Annotated in this window: 14 protein-coding genes and 1 tRNA gene; 4 read left to right on the top strand and 11 right to left on the bottom strand. The window is 59.7% G+C overall.

Going from position 1 to position 14,921, the window contains the following annotated elements; translation table 11 throughout:
* Window positions 1-15 precede the first annotated feature (15 nt).
* From BDB13_RS22645 to aceE, 3 genes are all read right to left on the bottom strand, one after another.
* Window positions 16-924 carry an ACP S-malonyltransferase gene (locus BDB13_RS22645; protein ID WP_094273795.1) on the bottom strand — a complete coding sequence of 303 codons (909 nt, stop codon included), beginning with the start codon at window positions 922-924 and terminating at the stop codon, window positions 16-18.
* 142 nt (window positions 925-1,066) lie between these two features.
* On the bottom strand, window positions 1,067-2,410 hold the full coding sequence (locus tag BDB13_RS22640; protein WP_094273794.1) for a PucR family transcriptional regulator: 1,344 nt from the start codon (window positions 2,408-2,410) through the stop codon (window positions 1,067-1,069).
* Between the two features lie 97 nt (window positions 2,411-2,507).
* Complete coding sequence (gene aceE / locus BDB13_RS22635; protein WP_094273793.1) at window positions 2,508-5,348, bottom strand: pyruvate dehydrogenase (acetyl-transferring), homodimeric type; 2,841 nt, start codon at window positions 5,346-5,348, stop codon at window positions 2,508-2,510.
* A gap of 314 nt (window positions 5,349-5,662) precedes the next feature.
* Between aceE and BDB13_RS33100 the strand changes: the two genes are divergently transcribed.
* The 4 genes from BDB13_RS33100 to BDB13_RS22610 all read left to right on the top strand — a co-directional run bounded on the left by BDB13_RS33100 (window position 5,663) and on the right by BDB13_RS22610 (window position 7,503).
* A complete protein-coding gene (locus tag BDB13_RS33100; RefSeq protein ID WP_254922924.1) occupies window positions 5,663-6,214 on the top strand; it encodes a hypothetical protein in 552 nt (183 codons plus the stop codon).
* 177 nt (window positions 6,215-6,391) lie between these two features.
* The gene (locus BDB13_RS22620) at window positions 6,392-6,817 is read left to right on the top strand and encodes a DUF3052 domain-containing protein (protein WP_094275120.1); all 426 of its coding nucleotides are present in this window, start codon (window positions 6,392-6,394) and stop codon (window positions 6,815-6,817) included.
* A 117-nt stretch (window positions 6,818-6,934) separates the two neighbouring features.
* Entirely contained in the window at window positions 6,935-7,399 is a 465-nt protein-coding gene (locus BDB13_RS22615) for a peroxiredoxin (protein WP_094275119.1), read from the top strand.
* A 32-nt stretch (window positions 7,400-7,431) separates the two neighbouring features.
* A tRNA-Val gene (locus BDB13_RS22610) sits at window positions 7,432-7,503 on the top strand.
* A 171-nt stretch (window positions 7,504-7,674) separates the two neighbouring features.
* Here BDB13_RS22610 and BDB13_RS22605 read toward each other — a convergent pair.
* The 8 genes from BDB13_RS22605 to BDB13_RS22565 form a co-directional block, all read right to left on the bottom strand.
* Window positions 7,675-8,040 carry a tyrosine-type recombinase/integrase gene (locus BDB13_RS22605; protein ID WP_369597459.1) on the bottom strand — a complete coding sequence of 122 codons (366 nt, stop codon included), beginning with the start codon at window positions 8,038-8,040 and terminating at the stop codon, window positions 7,675-7,677.
* A gap of 273 nt (window positions 8,041-8,313) precedes the next feature.
* Window positions 8,314-8,700 (bottom strand): hypothetical protein, encoded by a 387-nt coding sequence (locus tag BDB13_RS22600; RefSeq protein ID WP_141210680.1) that lies wholly within the window; start codon window positions 8,698-8,700, stop codon window positions 8,314-8,316.
* Window positions 8,701-8,807: 107 nt separating this feature from the next.
* Window positions 8,808-9,314: a PASTA domain-containing protein gene (locus tag BDB13_RS32255; RefSeq protein WP_176459654.1), complete on the bottom strand. Its 507-nt coding sequence runs from the start codon at window positions 9,312-9,314 to the stop codon at window positions 8,808-8,810.
* Window positions 9,315-11,157: 1,843 nt separating this feature from the next.
* On the bottom strand, window positions 11,158-11,676 hold the full coding sequence (locus BDB13_RS31745; protein ID WP_141210679.1) for a hypothetical protein: 519 nt from the start codon (window positions 11,674-11,676) through the stop codon (window positions 11,158-11,160).
* A 246-nt stretch (window positions 11,677-11,922) separates the two neighbouring features.
* A complete protein-coding gene (locus BDB13_RS22585; RefSeq protein WP_094273790.1) occupies window positions 11,923-12,867 on the bottom strand; it encodes a hypothetical protein in 945 nt (314 codons plus the stop codon).
* Between the two features lie 337 nt (window positions 12,868-13,204).
* Complete coding sequence (locus BDB13_RS22575) at window positions 13,205-13,954, bottom strand: variant leucine-rich repeat-containing protein (RefSeq protein ID WP_094273788.1); 750 nt, start codon at window positions 13,952-13,954, stop codon at window positions 13,205-13,207.
* A 51-nt stretch (window positions 13,955-14,005) separates the two neighbouring features.
* Entirely contained in the window at window positions 14,006-14,536 is a 531-nt protein-coding gene (locus tag BDB13_RS22570) for a variant leucine-rich repeat-containing protein (protein WP_141210678.1), read from the bottom strand.
* A complete protein-coding gene (locus BDB13_RS22565) occupies window positions 14,512-14,865 on the bottom strand; it encodes a hypothetical protein (protein WP_094273786.1) in 354 nt (117 codons plus the stop codon). The genes BDB13_RS22570 and BDB13_RS22565 overlap by 25 nt, the downstream gene beginning before the upstream one ends.
* Window positions 14,866-14,921 lie beyond the last annotated feature (56 nt).

Raw genomic sequence — 14,921 nt, 5'->3', positions numbered from 1 at the left:
GGTGGAGCGCTCGGACTACGGCTGTCCGGGCAGTTCGGAGATATCCTCCGGGTTCTTGAGGGCCAACGTCGGCGTGCCACGCATTTCACGTTTGGCGATACCGACGAGGGCTCCAGCAGGCGGCAACTCCACGACCATGGTGACTTCGGCAGACCGCAGCGATGCGGAGCAGAGTTCCCAGCGGACGGGGCGGGTAACCTGAGCAGCAAGTTTGGAAAGTGCATCGGCACCGGAGGTGACCGGCAATCCGTCCGAGTTGGAGAGCAAAGTCCGTGTCGGATCGGAAGGCGTGATCTTGGCGGCAGCGGCTGCGACGGCGTCCTGAGCCGGAGCCATGAACCGCGTGTGGAACGCGCCGGCGACGGGAAGTGCGCGTACCCGGGCCTTGGCGGGTGCGTTGGTCGCGAGTTCTGCCAGAGCAGTGAGTAGACCTGCTGCGACGATCTGACCAGCGGCATTGCGGTTGGCTGCCTCTAGGCCGAGTTCCTCGATGCGTGCCAGAACTTCAGCTTCGTCGCCGCCGAGGACTGCGGACATACCCGTCGGTTCGAGGGCGCAGGCCTTGGCCATCTCGGCACCGCGAACGGCGGCGAGTGCGACGGCATCGTCAGCGGAAATGACGCCGGCGATCGCGGCTGCGGCGAGTTCGCCCACAGAGTGACCGGCTGCGATCACGTCGGAGCCGAGCAGGCCCCGTGATTCGATTTCCTCGTAAGCGAGGAGGGCAGCTGCTACGACGAGCGGCTGAGTGACCGATGTATCGGTGATCTCTTCGGCTGTTGCGGTAGTGCCAAGACGGACGAGGTCCAAGCCCGCGGCTTTCGACCACAGTTCAAGACGGTCTTGCGCGCCGGGCAGCGTCAACCATGGGCTGAGCATGCCGGGTGTCTGAGAGCCCTGTCCTGGGGCGAGCAACGAAATCACTTACTAAGAGAACACTGTGCGGAGCCGCCTGCGAGATGTCGGTCGCGATGAACTCTGCTTGCGCGTTTTGTAGGTTTCCTACAAATTCCCACGTCGCGGTCCGCTATCGGAATTGGACGCCGAAGAGTTACATCCCGGTTCGTCACATTGTGAAGGTTGTGACCGAAGTTACCAATTTGTCCACTTTGTTATCGATTTGCGTCAATCGGCCCACGGTAGCTGCTATACGCAATACGTAAGCATCGCGTGGATTCGTAGGATCCCGACCGGTCACCTCGGTAATTCTTTTGAGTCGATACCGAACGGTATTTGGATGAACAAACAGCTGACGTGCACAAGTCTCAACCGCACCTCCACAGTCGAGATAGGTGTCCAAAGTGTCGGTCAAGACGGTGCCGCTCGCAGCCAATGGCGTGACGAGATGATCCTGCAGGGCATCAACGGCGGCCTGGTCGCCCAGCAGTGCGCGTTCGGGCAGTAGTTCCGTCGCAAAAACGGGGCGTGGAGCAGCGCGCCACCCGACGACAGCCTTGATCCCGGCCAGCGCCTCGGATGCACTGAAATGTGCATCGCTCAACGTCGGAGTGGTCGGGCCGATCACCACAGGTCCGTCGGCGAAGTTCTTCAACAGATCCTGAATGAACTCACTCTCCTCGGATTTGCTGCTCACGTCGCCACTGACAATCATCACGAGGCGACTTCCCTGAACGACAGCGAGCACGGCGCGACCATGAGTTGCCGCAGTGGCGTGAACATTTCCAGCGACCGATACCCGTTCATCCGGCGGCGGCGACCCGACGATGACGGTGGCAGGAGCTGTTGCGTTCCAATTGAGAGTTGCTGCTCGCGAAAGCATGTCCGAACCGGTATCGCCCCGGACAACGGCGTCGACAACCAGCGCCTCCAGACGAGTATCCAGAGCGCCACGTGATTCGGCAGCGCTCGCGTACACCGTCGCGGCCGCGAATCCGAGTTCCCGGCCGTATCTCAGGACCGCTTCTGTCAAAGCGATGAGTTGCTGGTCATTGCGAGCCAACGCCGGCAGCCACTTCTCGAAGAATTCCATCGCGACTCGAACCATGTCGACGGTCTGTCGCAGAGTGAGTCGGCGTGCCAAATCTTGGGGGATGACCGGAAAAGACTCGTACCCGAAGCTGATCTCCGAATCCAACTGCTTGAGCCACTCCAGGAAATTCACCACCGACGTCTGCACCATCAGCTGAACGTCGGCGCGTTGGGACGCGTCGAGACTGTCGAAGAATGGAAGTTCCTCTTCCATCACTGTCACAGCCTCAGTGGCCAAACGGCCGGAAAACTGCTTCACGCGGCGCAGCAATGCGTCCGGCAGTGGATCACGAACTTGGCGACGCTTGGAAAGCGAAGCCTGCAAACCGGAAGTAGACGGACGAATTCTCCGTACCCCGACTTCAGGCAAGCCGGCTTCGGTTGCTGCGACTCCAGATTTAGGGGAATCAGGTTCGTGCATGCTGCAAAACTTACGCCCATCGCTGTGGATGTCGCGAGGCTATGGATGCCTCGCGAACACCCGCAGCGATGGGCGCTGGTAGTTCGAGCGGTGAAACTTACGCGCTACCGGTGTCCCCGGTCTGCTCGGGTGCAGCGTTCACGTCGTCGATGCGGTAACGCGCCGCAGCCTCCACGGCCTGGGTGCGATCGATCGAGCCTTCCTTCGCGAGCCCGTTCAGAACTGCGACGGTGATGGACTCGGCATCGACGTTGAAGAAACGACGAGCCGCGGTGCGTGTGTCCGAGAATCCGAAGCCGTCAGTGCCGAGCGTGGTGAAGTCGCCCGGTACCCACTGGCGGATCTGATCGGGAACTGCCCGCATCCAGTCGGATGCAGCAACGAGGGGACCCTGTGCCGCCGACAACGCGGTGGTGACAAAGGGAATCGGTGCGTCCTCGGCCGGGTTGAGCAGAGCCTGACGCTCGCACTCGACACCCTCGCGGCGCAATTCGCCCCACGACGTGACCGACCAGATGTCTGCGGAGACACCCCACTCGTCGGCCAGCATCTGCTGAGCCCGCAGACCTTCCGGCATTGCCACGCCGGAAACCAAGATCTGCGCCTTCGGACCTGCTGAGTCGGACGTCTTGTAGAGGTAGATGCCCTTGAGCAGACCCTCGACATCCAATCCGGCAGGTTCGGCCGGCTGAACATACGGCTCGTTGTAGATGGTGAGGTAGTAGAAGATGTTCTCGCCGCCGAAACCGGCCACGCCTTCCGTACCGCCGTACATACGACGCAGACCGTCCTTGACGATGTGAGCGAGCTCGTAGGAGAACGCCGCGTCGTAAGTGACCGCTGCCGGGTTGGTCGACGCCAGGAGAAGCGAGTGACCGTCGGCGTGCTGCAAACCTTCACCGGTCAACGTGGTTCGGCCGGCTGTTGCGCCGAGAACGAATCCACGAGCCATCTGGTCGGCAGCTGCCCACAGGCCGTCGCCGGTGCGCTGGAAACCGAACATCGAGTAGAAGATGTACAGCGGGATCATCGGCTCACCGTGCGTGGCATACGACGTGCCGACCGCGGTGAACGACGCCGTCGAACCCGCTTCGTTGATGCCCTCGTGCAGGATCTGACCGACCGAGCTTTCCTTGTAGGCAAGCATCAGGTCGGCGTCGACGGACGTGTAGAGCTGTCCGTTGCGGTTGTAGATCTTGAGCGACGGGAACCACGAGTCCATACCGAACGTGCGGGCCTCGTCGGGGATGATCGGCACGATGCGCTTGCCGATCTCCTTGTCGCGCAGCAGTTCCTTGAGGATGCGGACGATGGCCATGGTGGTGGCCACTTGCTGCTTACCCGAGCCCTTGCGGATGACGTCGTACGTCTTGTCGTCGGGCAGCTTGAGCGGAGCGGCGTCCGTATTACGGGACGGCAGGAATCCGCCCAGAGCCTTACGACGAGCCAGCATGTACTGGATCTCCGGTGAGTCATTGCCGGGGTGGTAGTACGGAGGCAGGTACGGGTCCGCTTCGAGCTGTGCGTCCGTGATCGGCATACGGGTGGAGTCGCGGAAATCCTTGAGATCCTGCAACGTCAGCTTCTTCATCTGGTGCGTCGCATTGCGCGCCTCGAAGCCCTTGCCCAGCGTGTAGCCCTTGATGGTGTGCGCAAGGATGACCGTCGGCTGGCCCTTGTGCGCCATCGCCGCGGCGTAGGCGGCGTGAACCTTGCGGTAGTCGTGGCCACCGCGCTTGAGGTTCCAGATTTCCTGATCGGTCAGGTCCTTGACCAGATCCTTCGTGCGCGGATCGCGACCGAAGAAGTGATCACGAACAAACGCGCCGTCGTTAGCCTTGTACGTCTGGAAATCGCCATCCGGTGTCACGTTCATCAGATTGACGAGCGCGCCGTCCTTGTCGGCGTGAAGCAGTGAATCCCACTCACGGCCCCACACGACCTTGATGACATTCCAGCCGGCGCCGCGGAAGAACGACTCCAACTCCTGGATGATCTTTCCGTTGCCGCGCACCGGTCCGTCGAGGCGCTGCAGGTTGCAGTTGACGACGAACGTCAGGTTGTCGAGGCCTTCGGTGGCCGCCACGTGAGCGAGACCGCGCGACTCGGGTTCGTCCATTTCGCCGTCGCCGAGGAACGCCCACACATGCTGATCGGTGGTGTCCTTGATGCCGCGATCATTGAGGTAGTGGTTGTATCGCGCCTGGTAGATGGCATTCATCGGGCCCAACCCCATGGATACCGTCGGGAACTCCCAGAAATCGGGGAGCAAACGAGGGTGCGGGTACGAGGGGAGTCCGCCGCCGAAATCAGCGTGGCTCTTCTCCTGACGGAACCCGTCCATCTGCTCGGCCGGGATGCGGCCCTCGAGGAATGCGCGGGCGTAGATGCCGGGGGAGGCGTGACCCTGGATGAAGATGTGGTCGCCGCCGCCCGGGTGTTCCTTGCCGCGGAAGAAGTGGTTGAAGCCGACCTCGTACAGCGCCGCGGAGGACGCGTAAGTCGAGATGTGGCCGCCGACGCCGACGCCCGGACGCTGCGCGCGGTGCACCATGATGGCGGCATTCCAGCGGATCATGGCGCGGTAACGACGCTCCACATCCTCGTCACCGGGGAACCAGGGCTCGTTCTCGGTGGGGATGGTGTTGACGTAGTCGGTCGATGTCAGCGCGGGCAGTGCAACATGCTTCTCGCCGGCGCGTTCGAGCATCCGCAGCATCAGATAGCGGGCGCGGGTGGGGCCGGACCGGTCCAGGAGTCCGTCGAACGACTCGAGCCATTCGGTGGTCTCGTCGGGGTCGATATCCGGAAGGTACGACGCAACGCCTTCACGGATGACGCGTACTCGGCCATCCGTTCCGGGCGTGGTGGACGGAGAACCTGATCCCCCGGATTCGGAGTTCGGCTCGGACGATGGACCCTGGATCAGGTCGGACAACGTGTGCTCCTCAGTGGGGTTAGGGACGCATGGTTGGGCGTCCTTACGTAGGTGACCGAGACCTTGTTAGGTCCGATCCACTTCCATGACGAATATGGCGCGTACCTAATCTTTCACCATCTCGTTCGGCCCGGCACACTGTGGCCCTGGTTACCGTCGGGTAGCATTTTTCAGTTCGCCCCCTGCCCGCGACAGTCGCCGGTAGCAAACAGGGCTAGCGGGCCCCGTGAGTTGCTGCAATTGCGGGTTGTCAGCGACAGTGGTTTGTGGCGACTGTGATTGTGGCGCCAGTAGTTTTCCAGGGGAGGCGGATCGTGGGACCGAATAAGAGTGGGGGCAGGGCCCGACGTAGCGCACTCGCCCTCGCACTCGGAGCTGTGGCAGTGGGATCGGTAGCGATTGTCGGCTGTTCAGGCAGTGTCGAAGGATCACCGAAGCCCAACGCGGCTCAGGCTGCCGACTATCAGGCAGAAGTGACGTCGTCGGTGGTAGCTGTCTCGTCGTCGAAGGCAGCTGCGGCCGCAGCGGAGAACGCCTTTGCGATTTGTGAAGAGATGATGATTCGCTCGAAGGACGACGTAGCTACGTTCAACGTGTACATCGATGCGAATAACAACGATGCCTCCGACGTCAAGGCCAAAGGGCGCGCTGCCGTGTCGTCGGCCGACGAGATGGCGTCGTGGCTCAATGACGTTGCCGGAGACCTCCCATCGGAGCTGTCCGGATTGTTCGTGGACCTTGCCGACAGCTTGAGTGAGACGGCCCGAGTCGTCGAACGTAGTCACTCGGCCTCTGAAATCAACTCGATCACCGATACAAATAATTCGATTCGAGATTCGATCCGCAGCGAATGTGGAGCCTTGTGACCTGCGCAGATTCGAAGGCGTAAGGTTTCGGGAGTGTCAGAAGGCGATGATTGGCAAAAGTTTTCGGCGTGGTCGGCTTGCGCTAACGCCTCTGACCCTGTTCGCTTTCCCTAACCGAACAACAAACGTTAGGTGTGCGGGGACTCCGCACGCCATCAACAAAAGGAGGACCTCACCGTGGTCGCCGCGGCGGATGCCCAGAACTACGCTCAGAAACTAGGGATTACTGCCGACATGGTGGTGCAGGAACTGGGCTGGGACGAGGATACCGACGACGGCATTCGTGCCGCGGTTGAGGAAACCATCGGCGGGGAAATGCTCGACGAGGACTCGGACGAGGTCATCGATGTCGTGCTGCTCTGGTGGCGCGACGAAGACGGAGATCTTGTCGACGCCCTGATGGATGCCATCGGTCCTCTCGCAGACGAAGGTTTTGTCTGGATTCTCACCCCCAAGACAGGCCTCGACGGTCACGTCGAGCCCAGTGAGATCGCTGAATCTGCACCTACAGCCGGCTTGACTCAGACTTCGGCCGCGAACCTCGGTGATTGGTCGGCCAGCCGACTCGTTCAACCGAAGGCTCGTCCGGCCGGCAAGCGCTGACCAGGACTTCTTCTGTAAGCAGTAGTGCATCGGACGGCGCAGGCGCGACGTCCGATGCATTTTCAGTTTCCGGCGCATTTTTTGTTTCCGATGCACTGTCCAGATAAGGAATCGCTCATGCCTATCGAAGTTGGTGCCCAGGCACCGGAATTCACATTGAAGGATCAGAACAACCAGGAAGTCTCTCTTTCCGACTTCCGTGGCAAGAAGAACGTTCTGCTCGTCTTCTACCCGTTGGCCTTCACCGGCACCTGCCAGGGTGAGCTTTGCAAGGTTCGTGACGAACTGCCGACGTTCGAAAACGACGACACCGCAATCCTGGCTATCTCCGTCGGTGCTTCGCCGACACACAAGATCTGGTCGGCCGAGCAGGGCTACACCTTCCCGTTGTTGGCTGATTTCTGGCCGCACGGTGACGTTGCGCAGAAGTACGGCGTGTTCAACGACAAGTTGGGCTTCGCGAACCGTGGAACATTTGTCATCGACAAAGACGGCATCGTCCGTTTCGCTGAGATGAATGGTCCCGGAGAGGCCCGTGACCACGGGCTTTGGGCAAACGCCATCGCTGCGTTAGAGTCTTAGAGCACTCCCGGTGAGGTTCTCGCCGGGAGTTCGGGCGTGTAGCTCAGTGGTAGAGCTCTGGTTTTACACACCAGCGGTCGGGGGTTCGAAACCCTCCGCGCCCACCGAAAGACAAAGCCCCGGTTCGCATGTAAATGCGGGCCGGGGCTTTTTCTATGCCCGATCGGCGGCGACTTCCTCGCCTTCTGCCCACATCAGGTTCCTCTGCGACTCTCTGAGCGCCGTGGCAACGACCTCCAGGTCGTCGTCAAACAGATCGGCGTACACATCCAGGGTCATCGCAGCCGACGCGTGCCCAGCATCTTCTGGATCGCTTTCACGTTTGCGCCGACACTCACCGACGGTGAAGCCGCGGTATGCCTCAGATCGTGCGGAGTCACACGAGGAACCCCGGCAGCAGCGACTGCCTTGTCGAACCAGCCGCTCGTCGTGTGTGGCCGTCCGAGGTACCCGCCATCCTCTCCGGGGAACAGAAGATCGTCACGATCCTTCCGCTCGCACTGGCGCGCGAGATACGGAACAAGGAATTTGGGAAGTGGAACTGTTCGACGTTTGTGGCCCTCGGCGGTTCCCACAACAATCTGGTTTCCGACTTCGACCGCGTTCTCGCCGATAGTCGCTCGACGCCTAAGCAGATTCAATTCAGAGACCCGTCTACCGGTCGCTTCACCCCAGCGAAGCCCAGCCCCGTCGGCGATCGTCGAATGGTGGGGACAGGCCGGCCCCCGCCAACAACATGACGTCGTATCCATTCTTCTCGACGACGTGACCGTGAAGCCCTCCGAACGCCGAGGCCCAGGCGGGCTCGATGACGAACGCATCGACTACGTCTGGAAGAAATAACCGGGCCGATTATCGCGCCAGCTTCTACATCTGAAAAGCAGAAGGCCCCACCGTTTGGTGGGGCCTTTGTGTCAGCTTCCGAAGCCGAACGAGACTGATCCGGTCGATCCGGTTGCTCGTGCGCCGACCTCGAATGGGTATTCCTCATGCGTCGATGGGCACGCCATTCCGGGGGTGCCCCATTGCCCTTGTGGGCCAAGTTCGCCTTCGGCGATGGCGCATTTCCACATGACGTTGTAATTTCCATCGGCAATTTCGCGGTCATTGGTGCCGACGCTCTTCGGCTGAATGTTCATGTAACCCGCGTATGTATACGCGGGTGCAGTGTCCCGATTCGCCACCCAGGTGCACTGAATCCAATTGCTCGACGTGTTGTCAATCTTGATCGTTACGGCATTCCGCACCGAGGCTGCGGAGAGATTCACTTCAGTCGGTACGACTGCAGCAGTGGCAGGCATTGCGAAACCCACAGTAAGCAGAGGTTGCCGTCGCAATCGAAAGAACCGCGGAACGAGCAATTGCCTTCATAGAATTGTGTGCCTTTCAGGCAAGGGGTTCGAGGGCGTTACTGCTTAGTCATGGTGACGACAACAAGATCGTCGCCGGCGACGATGGTGCCCGGCGCGGGTTCGATACTGACTACTGTCCAGTTTGCAGCCAACAGCACCACCGTGTCTTTCAGATCCGCGGATGCGGTGGTGACGTTTGTGAGGCCCAGCTTCTTCAGCTTGTCCAGGACGATGGCGCCGTTCTGTCCCGCGACATCGGGGAGCGTCACTTCTGCGACTACGACGGGTTCGACCGTGGTGGTGGTCGGTGCTGCAGCCTTGGTGGTGGTTGCCTTTGGTGCGAGAGGAGCGACAGCTACGGATGTGGTGACCGTTGCAGCTGCCTTGTCTTCTTTGTCTTTATCGCCGCCACCGACCATCCCGACGATGACGAGCAGTACGACGACGCCACCAACGATCCAGGGCCATTTCTTTTTCGGCTTTGGCTGGATGGGTGCTTGGAATTGTGGCTGCTGACCGTAAGGCTGCTGGTGTTCGTTTGGATTCTGCGGGGGGTACGTCACGGGGGTCCTCTTCAAATTGTCGATGTATTGCCTGCAAATACATACCAGACAGTCCGGACAACTCGGGAATAGGGCTCGAAACCCTCCGCACACACCGAATGAAAGTCCCGGTCCGCATTTACATGCGGGCCGCGGCTTTTTTCTGTGCCCGATCGGCGGCAGCTTCCTCGCCTTCTATCCACATTCTGTCCACACTAGGTTTCGCCCGCACTTCGGAGTTGAGTGTTGTCACTGATCGCAGCGGCAACACATCTATCCCTGAATCGCTTTGTGCGCCTACCACTTTGTTGGTTCCCGTTGTATGTCACCATCCCCCGTCAGCATGGCCGATGCCGCTGTAAGCGGATTAGCCCGGTCATGGGCATCGCGCCATCGTGAACGATGCGGTCGCATACCCAGCCACGCTGAGGCAGTCGGGATCGGGACGCCGTTGAGAATCATCAGGGTCGCGCACGTATGCCGTTCGTCGTGCAGATTGATCACAGACCCGCCAGTACGCTCGCACGCGGCCTTCTAGCGATCAGCTAGGTAGTCCGGGGTACATCGGGCGTCCGAAGGCTCCGCCCGACTTGATCTTCGCGAGCTTGACGTTACCGATGAATGGGCGTGAACCATCCACGGTTGAACCCGCCGGCATCTCAACCGCAGCGATCACCCTGAACAACCTCGAAGAGCCTCCATAGAGAGCGCCTACAGGCCGCAATCGCAAAGGAGCAGTTTACGGGTCGCGTTGGACGTTAAGCCGCAGCAGACGGACTGTGCGCACGAATGGCAGCGGTATAAGGAGCGGGTTCCGTCTGAACGTCGAACAAAGTGCGAGGAAAAGCGCACGGACAACATAGGTGAGGTGTCGATTGGGGCCGACTCGGCTGTCTGACGTGCAGGATGAAGCGCCGGATCGATTTCACGCTGAGATCAGATTCTCAGCTGTCTAATCCTTTGCGTGCGCTCTGATCAGTTGCCCGACGGTCGATGATGTAATAAGCAAGACGACCCCGGAAATTCCAACCATCCAGAGTCCCCATCCAACAGACGGGCCGATGGATGTTCCTAGGATGTCGGTAGTGCGTTGCAGTATGTCCGCAGCATTCCACCCAGCGATGACCGCGACTGCGAGCCCGACCAATGGGCCGATCCTGTGATTCTTCACGTCGGGAGTGACCCCGCGCGAGAGAAGCGTGACTAGTGCGACACCAGCACACAAGGCGAGGACGATTGTGACTACGCCGGCTTCGTCAACACCAGCCTTGCTCAATTTGAAGAAGGTCATCCATGGCCCGAGGCTGCCAACGACGATGCCGACACATGCCCACACGGATGCGATCAGATTTGGTTTGAAGTTGTCTGGCATTGGAGATCGGGTTGTCGGTGGGACAGGCGGTGGTGATTGCGGTGGGCCGCCGAAGTTTTGCTGTTGGTAGTGCGGCGGAATCGGCAACGACGGATGCGGAAGGTTCTGCTGTGAGCGCCAGTATTCGGGTGAGCCCGGCTCGTACTCGGGCTGACCATTCGGCTGGCTGGGTGGAAACGTCACTCGATGGACCGTCTTTCTCTCACGCATTTGTCGCGCTCCCATCGAGCGTCGTTCGGATTCTAAAGGTAGTTTGGTCGGTTTTGATGAACTTGGACATACTCGCTCATAGGTTGGAAAACTTGGAAATCCTGCCTTGAAGTCCTAGTGACCAAATTTCGTGATTGTCGAACATTGATGACAGTGGGTGGTCGGCCGATCATCATCCGGTGCAGTCTCTTTGGCCTTATCGGGCTGATCTTCATCGGGTTGGCCATCGCAGCAATGATCTACGGCCTGGCTCACTTCGTCTACATGCAGAATCCGACTATGTTAGCTGTTCTTGTGGATTGATAAAGTCATTCCTTCCAAGGTTGGGGTTGTTGACCAGTTCATTTTTCCGGTCATCGTGTTTCCGGTCAAGGTGATTGCCCACTCGCTAGACTGTGCGCAATCGCTAGACGAACCCACCGCTTTCGTGTCGACGTAGATTGTCCCGTACTCCCTGCTGGTCTCAGAAAGCGATACAACACATCGAACTTCTCCGCCAAATGTGAACGAACCTGAAATTGGCGACGATTTTGATATTGAGGCATCCAATGTGACCTCAGTACCAGAAGTGTATATGGCGATTCCTGACCATGAACCTTCGAGATCGCTAGTCGAATTTGGGTCGCTTAAGCCGACGAGCGTGTCGATTATTTGATTCGATTTCCACGTTGAGTACACCCAATTGACGCCGAATCCGACAACCACTAGTGCCGTTATGGCGCTGAATATTGCAATGGAAACTAGAAGGGTGCGGTTTCCATCAGCAGGGGGAGTGCTCTGGCCGTTGGTCGAGTATGTCATGGCGCTCCTCATTTTTTTACGCAGCGAGAGAGCAAGCCTAGATCGAGGATAAGGAGTGGTCTGTCCTGTGTTTGAATGAATTATTATGAGTAGTCGTAGCAGTGGGACGTAGAAGCTTCCATTCAACTACGCCCCGCTACATCCGCGACGATCGTACTTACGTCGCGTTTAATCGATCCGGATCAGCAAACGACGCTAATCGAAATCTGGCACCATCGCCGCGTCCCCGCGGGGACGCGACATCCGCTATCGACTTGCGGTGCTGCCCTCGATCGGATGGGTGGCGCTTATCAGCTTCGCAAAACAATGGTCTGCGGATAGTCCGTTGGTGCTGCACCACCGGTTGGCATCGGCCGAATCCGAATACGTCACGCCGGCCACCGTGATCCAGAAATCCTTGGAACTGAACACACTCCATTCGCCCGACCACAGCAGTTTGACGTTCGGGTACCGCAGTCTGAGTTCGAGATGTTCACGCAGCATCTCGGTGTTGTTCCAGGTGACGCCGTCAGCAACCAGTCCGAGTCGCTTCGAGCTGATCTGTGGGACCCACTTTTCTCCAAGTTGGCTCAAAACTACTGGTCTGTCGGCATCGGCGATTGCACGAAGGGCGTTGTAGCTGGCTTGTTCGGCGTCGCCGGTTGCCGGAGGCGCCGGTGCGGTTGCGTTGAATGATGTGCTCCGTGAAAGGAATTCGCCGGACTGTGCTCCGGCGGTCCCGGATTGCTCGCTTTCGACGACAAATGTCGATGCGGAGGGCGACGGCAACGACTCGGGAGTCCGCCAGAATGCGCCGATCGGAAATCGGAGGATCTGTTCGGTGTAGATCTGTCCGCCGGTATCCGTGCGCGGCACAAATATCGGGGTGGACGAGAAGTTGAAGTAACCGGACGCCACATTCGCACCTGACGCGCTCACTGATACTCGAGTTCGACTCGATGCGAGGACATCGCCGGTTGGACAGGTCGCCGTGATCTTCATCGTCACTGCCAGCGCGCCGGAGTCGGTCACGATTTTTGTCGGAGTGAACGTCGGTGGGCTCCCGCATCGGGTGACGGAACTGTCGCTGGCGTCGGAACTGGAGACCTTGTCTGCAGCGGCGGCTTCGTAATTTCCACTGTCGCTGTTGTTTTGCCGAAAGTGGTTAATGCCGAAAAATGCGCCGAGCGCCAGTACGACGATCAGCGTCACAGCGCCGGCCGCAATCAGTATCGGGGTCTGCCGGTTGCGCGTTGGCTGTGCAGTCGCAGGCGGCCGATTGGGGGCCGACGGCTGTGCGTATTGCGGGGGTCTGCCAGACGGGGAGGGCTGAGGGAATGGTGAGGGTTGTGTGTAGGGCGCCGGTTGTGTGTACGGATCCGGAGGGGCTTGGCCCGTCGACGTCGGTGAATTCTTTTGCAACCGAACTGGAATCGTCTGATCGACGGGTGGAGCTGCAGACGGTAGTGGTGGTGGGCTGGGTTGCGGGGGTGGGGGAGGCGGCGGTGGCGGTGGCGGTGGAATTGTCATGACGTGGCCTCCTGGTCCGTCAGACCGAAACCCTGGAAGACAACGCGCGGTTGATGTCCGGATCGTCGATCGCGCGCAACCAGGTGATCAGTCCGGGATAGCAATTCGGGTTTGCCGCGACCAGTACTCGCAATGACGGCTCGTGTTCGGCGATCTGGGACAGCACTGCTTGCGACGTATTCGGGTTCGATGCCTGCTCGGCGGTGAATCGCGGAGCGGGTGCAGTGCCTTGCAAAGGTGCAGCGTTCGGGAACGAGGGAGCGGGCGGCATCGGCGGGGCGGTTCCGTCACCGAACAGGAGATCGCGGATAGCGGCCTGGGCGTAGGCGACCTTGTTCCGCTCCGACTTTGCGGCCTGGGCGACAAGGGTGCCGGCGCCGGAATTGCGGATCACGAAAGCCAAGCTGTGCGCTTTGAGGAACAACACAATCGCGATGGCGAGTAGAACCAGTCCGATGAGTACCCCGATTGGGGTGGGCATGATGAACGCGTACAACGCGAAGAGAGTGCTCATCGCACCGCCGGCGAGCATTTTGCTCGAAAACGATTCGCCCGCACTGACCTGCGCGATATGGCCGATCGGGCTCGCGTGTTCGTTGTAGCCCATCGGGATGATTCCGAAGAGAGTGTTGGGGCGTCGGACGATGATTCGCTTGTCGGTCAGTGTGACGGTTGTCGTGAGGTGGGTGAGAATCATGTTGGGGCAGAACTGTTCGGAGAACCTGACTACTTCACCGGGCGCGATCGCAATGGAGTTCGGCTGATTCATGAGTGCTCCTCGTCGTCGGAACTGTAGTCGGAACTGTGGTCAGAACTGTCGTCAGAACTGTTGCTGCTGTGGTCGTTGTCGAAGGGCCTCGTTGACGGCCGGATCGCCCAGTGCGGCTAACCAATCGAGCAATGCGGGGTACGCGGCAGGATTTCGAGCGACAAGCGGTCGAAGGTGCGGGTGGGCCCACGCCAACTGCATGAGTACCGTCTGATCGGTTCCTGGATCGGAGGCCGCGACGGTGTCGGGATCGGTCGAAGCGACGGCAGGGTTCGCAAGGTCCGAGCGGACGGCCCCCACAATGGGGACCATTCGTGTGAATGTGGCGGGGAGGTTCTCCAACAGTGGTCCGCCGGTAGCCAACGAGAGTCCGTACAGCAAGGCACACAGCAGAATGAGGAATCCGGGCCACGTGGCTGCCGATGCCGTCCACGAGATGATCGCGGCGACCAGGAGAACGCAGAATCCGATCGCGCCGGGAAGCGGGGCGGTGATGTGTCGTTTGATGCTGTCCACGATGGGGATGCTCCAATCCGTCGAGCGAATATCAGGATTTGTCAGTACACGAGCGAGATTCCGCACGTCGACGCGATATGCCGTGTGGCGTCCACGACCTCGTCGACGTAGTAGGTCTCCTCGTGGACATCCTCGAGGTCTTTGCCGTCTTGCTGTATCGCGTCACTGTCGGAGTAGTTCTTGGCAAGGCGCACGAGTTTGTCGATGCTGTTGTTCACCGCGATGTCGCCGGTGTACGCGGAGGTATTGATGTCGGTACGCAAGTCTTTGAAAGCGTCGCAGACATCACTGCGTGAGCTGGTCCCGTAGACCAGCAGGCTCACCGCAAGCACCACAGCGGCGATGACCGGGAGATTGAAGACGTACGGCCACACTTTTCCGACGATGAAGTTCATGAAAGTCTCCGAGGCTCATTCGGTTGTGGACGTAGAACCGAATCAGCTAAACACGA

Origin of the sequence: Rhodococcus sp. OK302 (assembly GCF_002245895.1) — a bacterium.
Taxonomy (GTDB): Bacteria; Actinomycetota; Actinomycetes; order Mycobacteriales; family Mycobacteriaceae; genus Rhodococcus_F.
The sequence above is the reverse complement of the archived record's forward strand: the minus strand, read 5'-3'. Positions and strand labels throughout refer to the sequence as shown.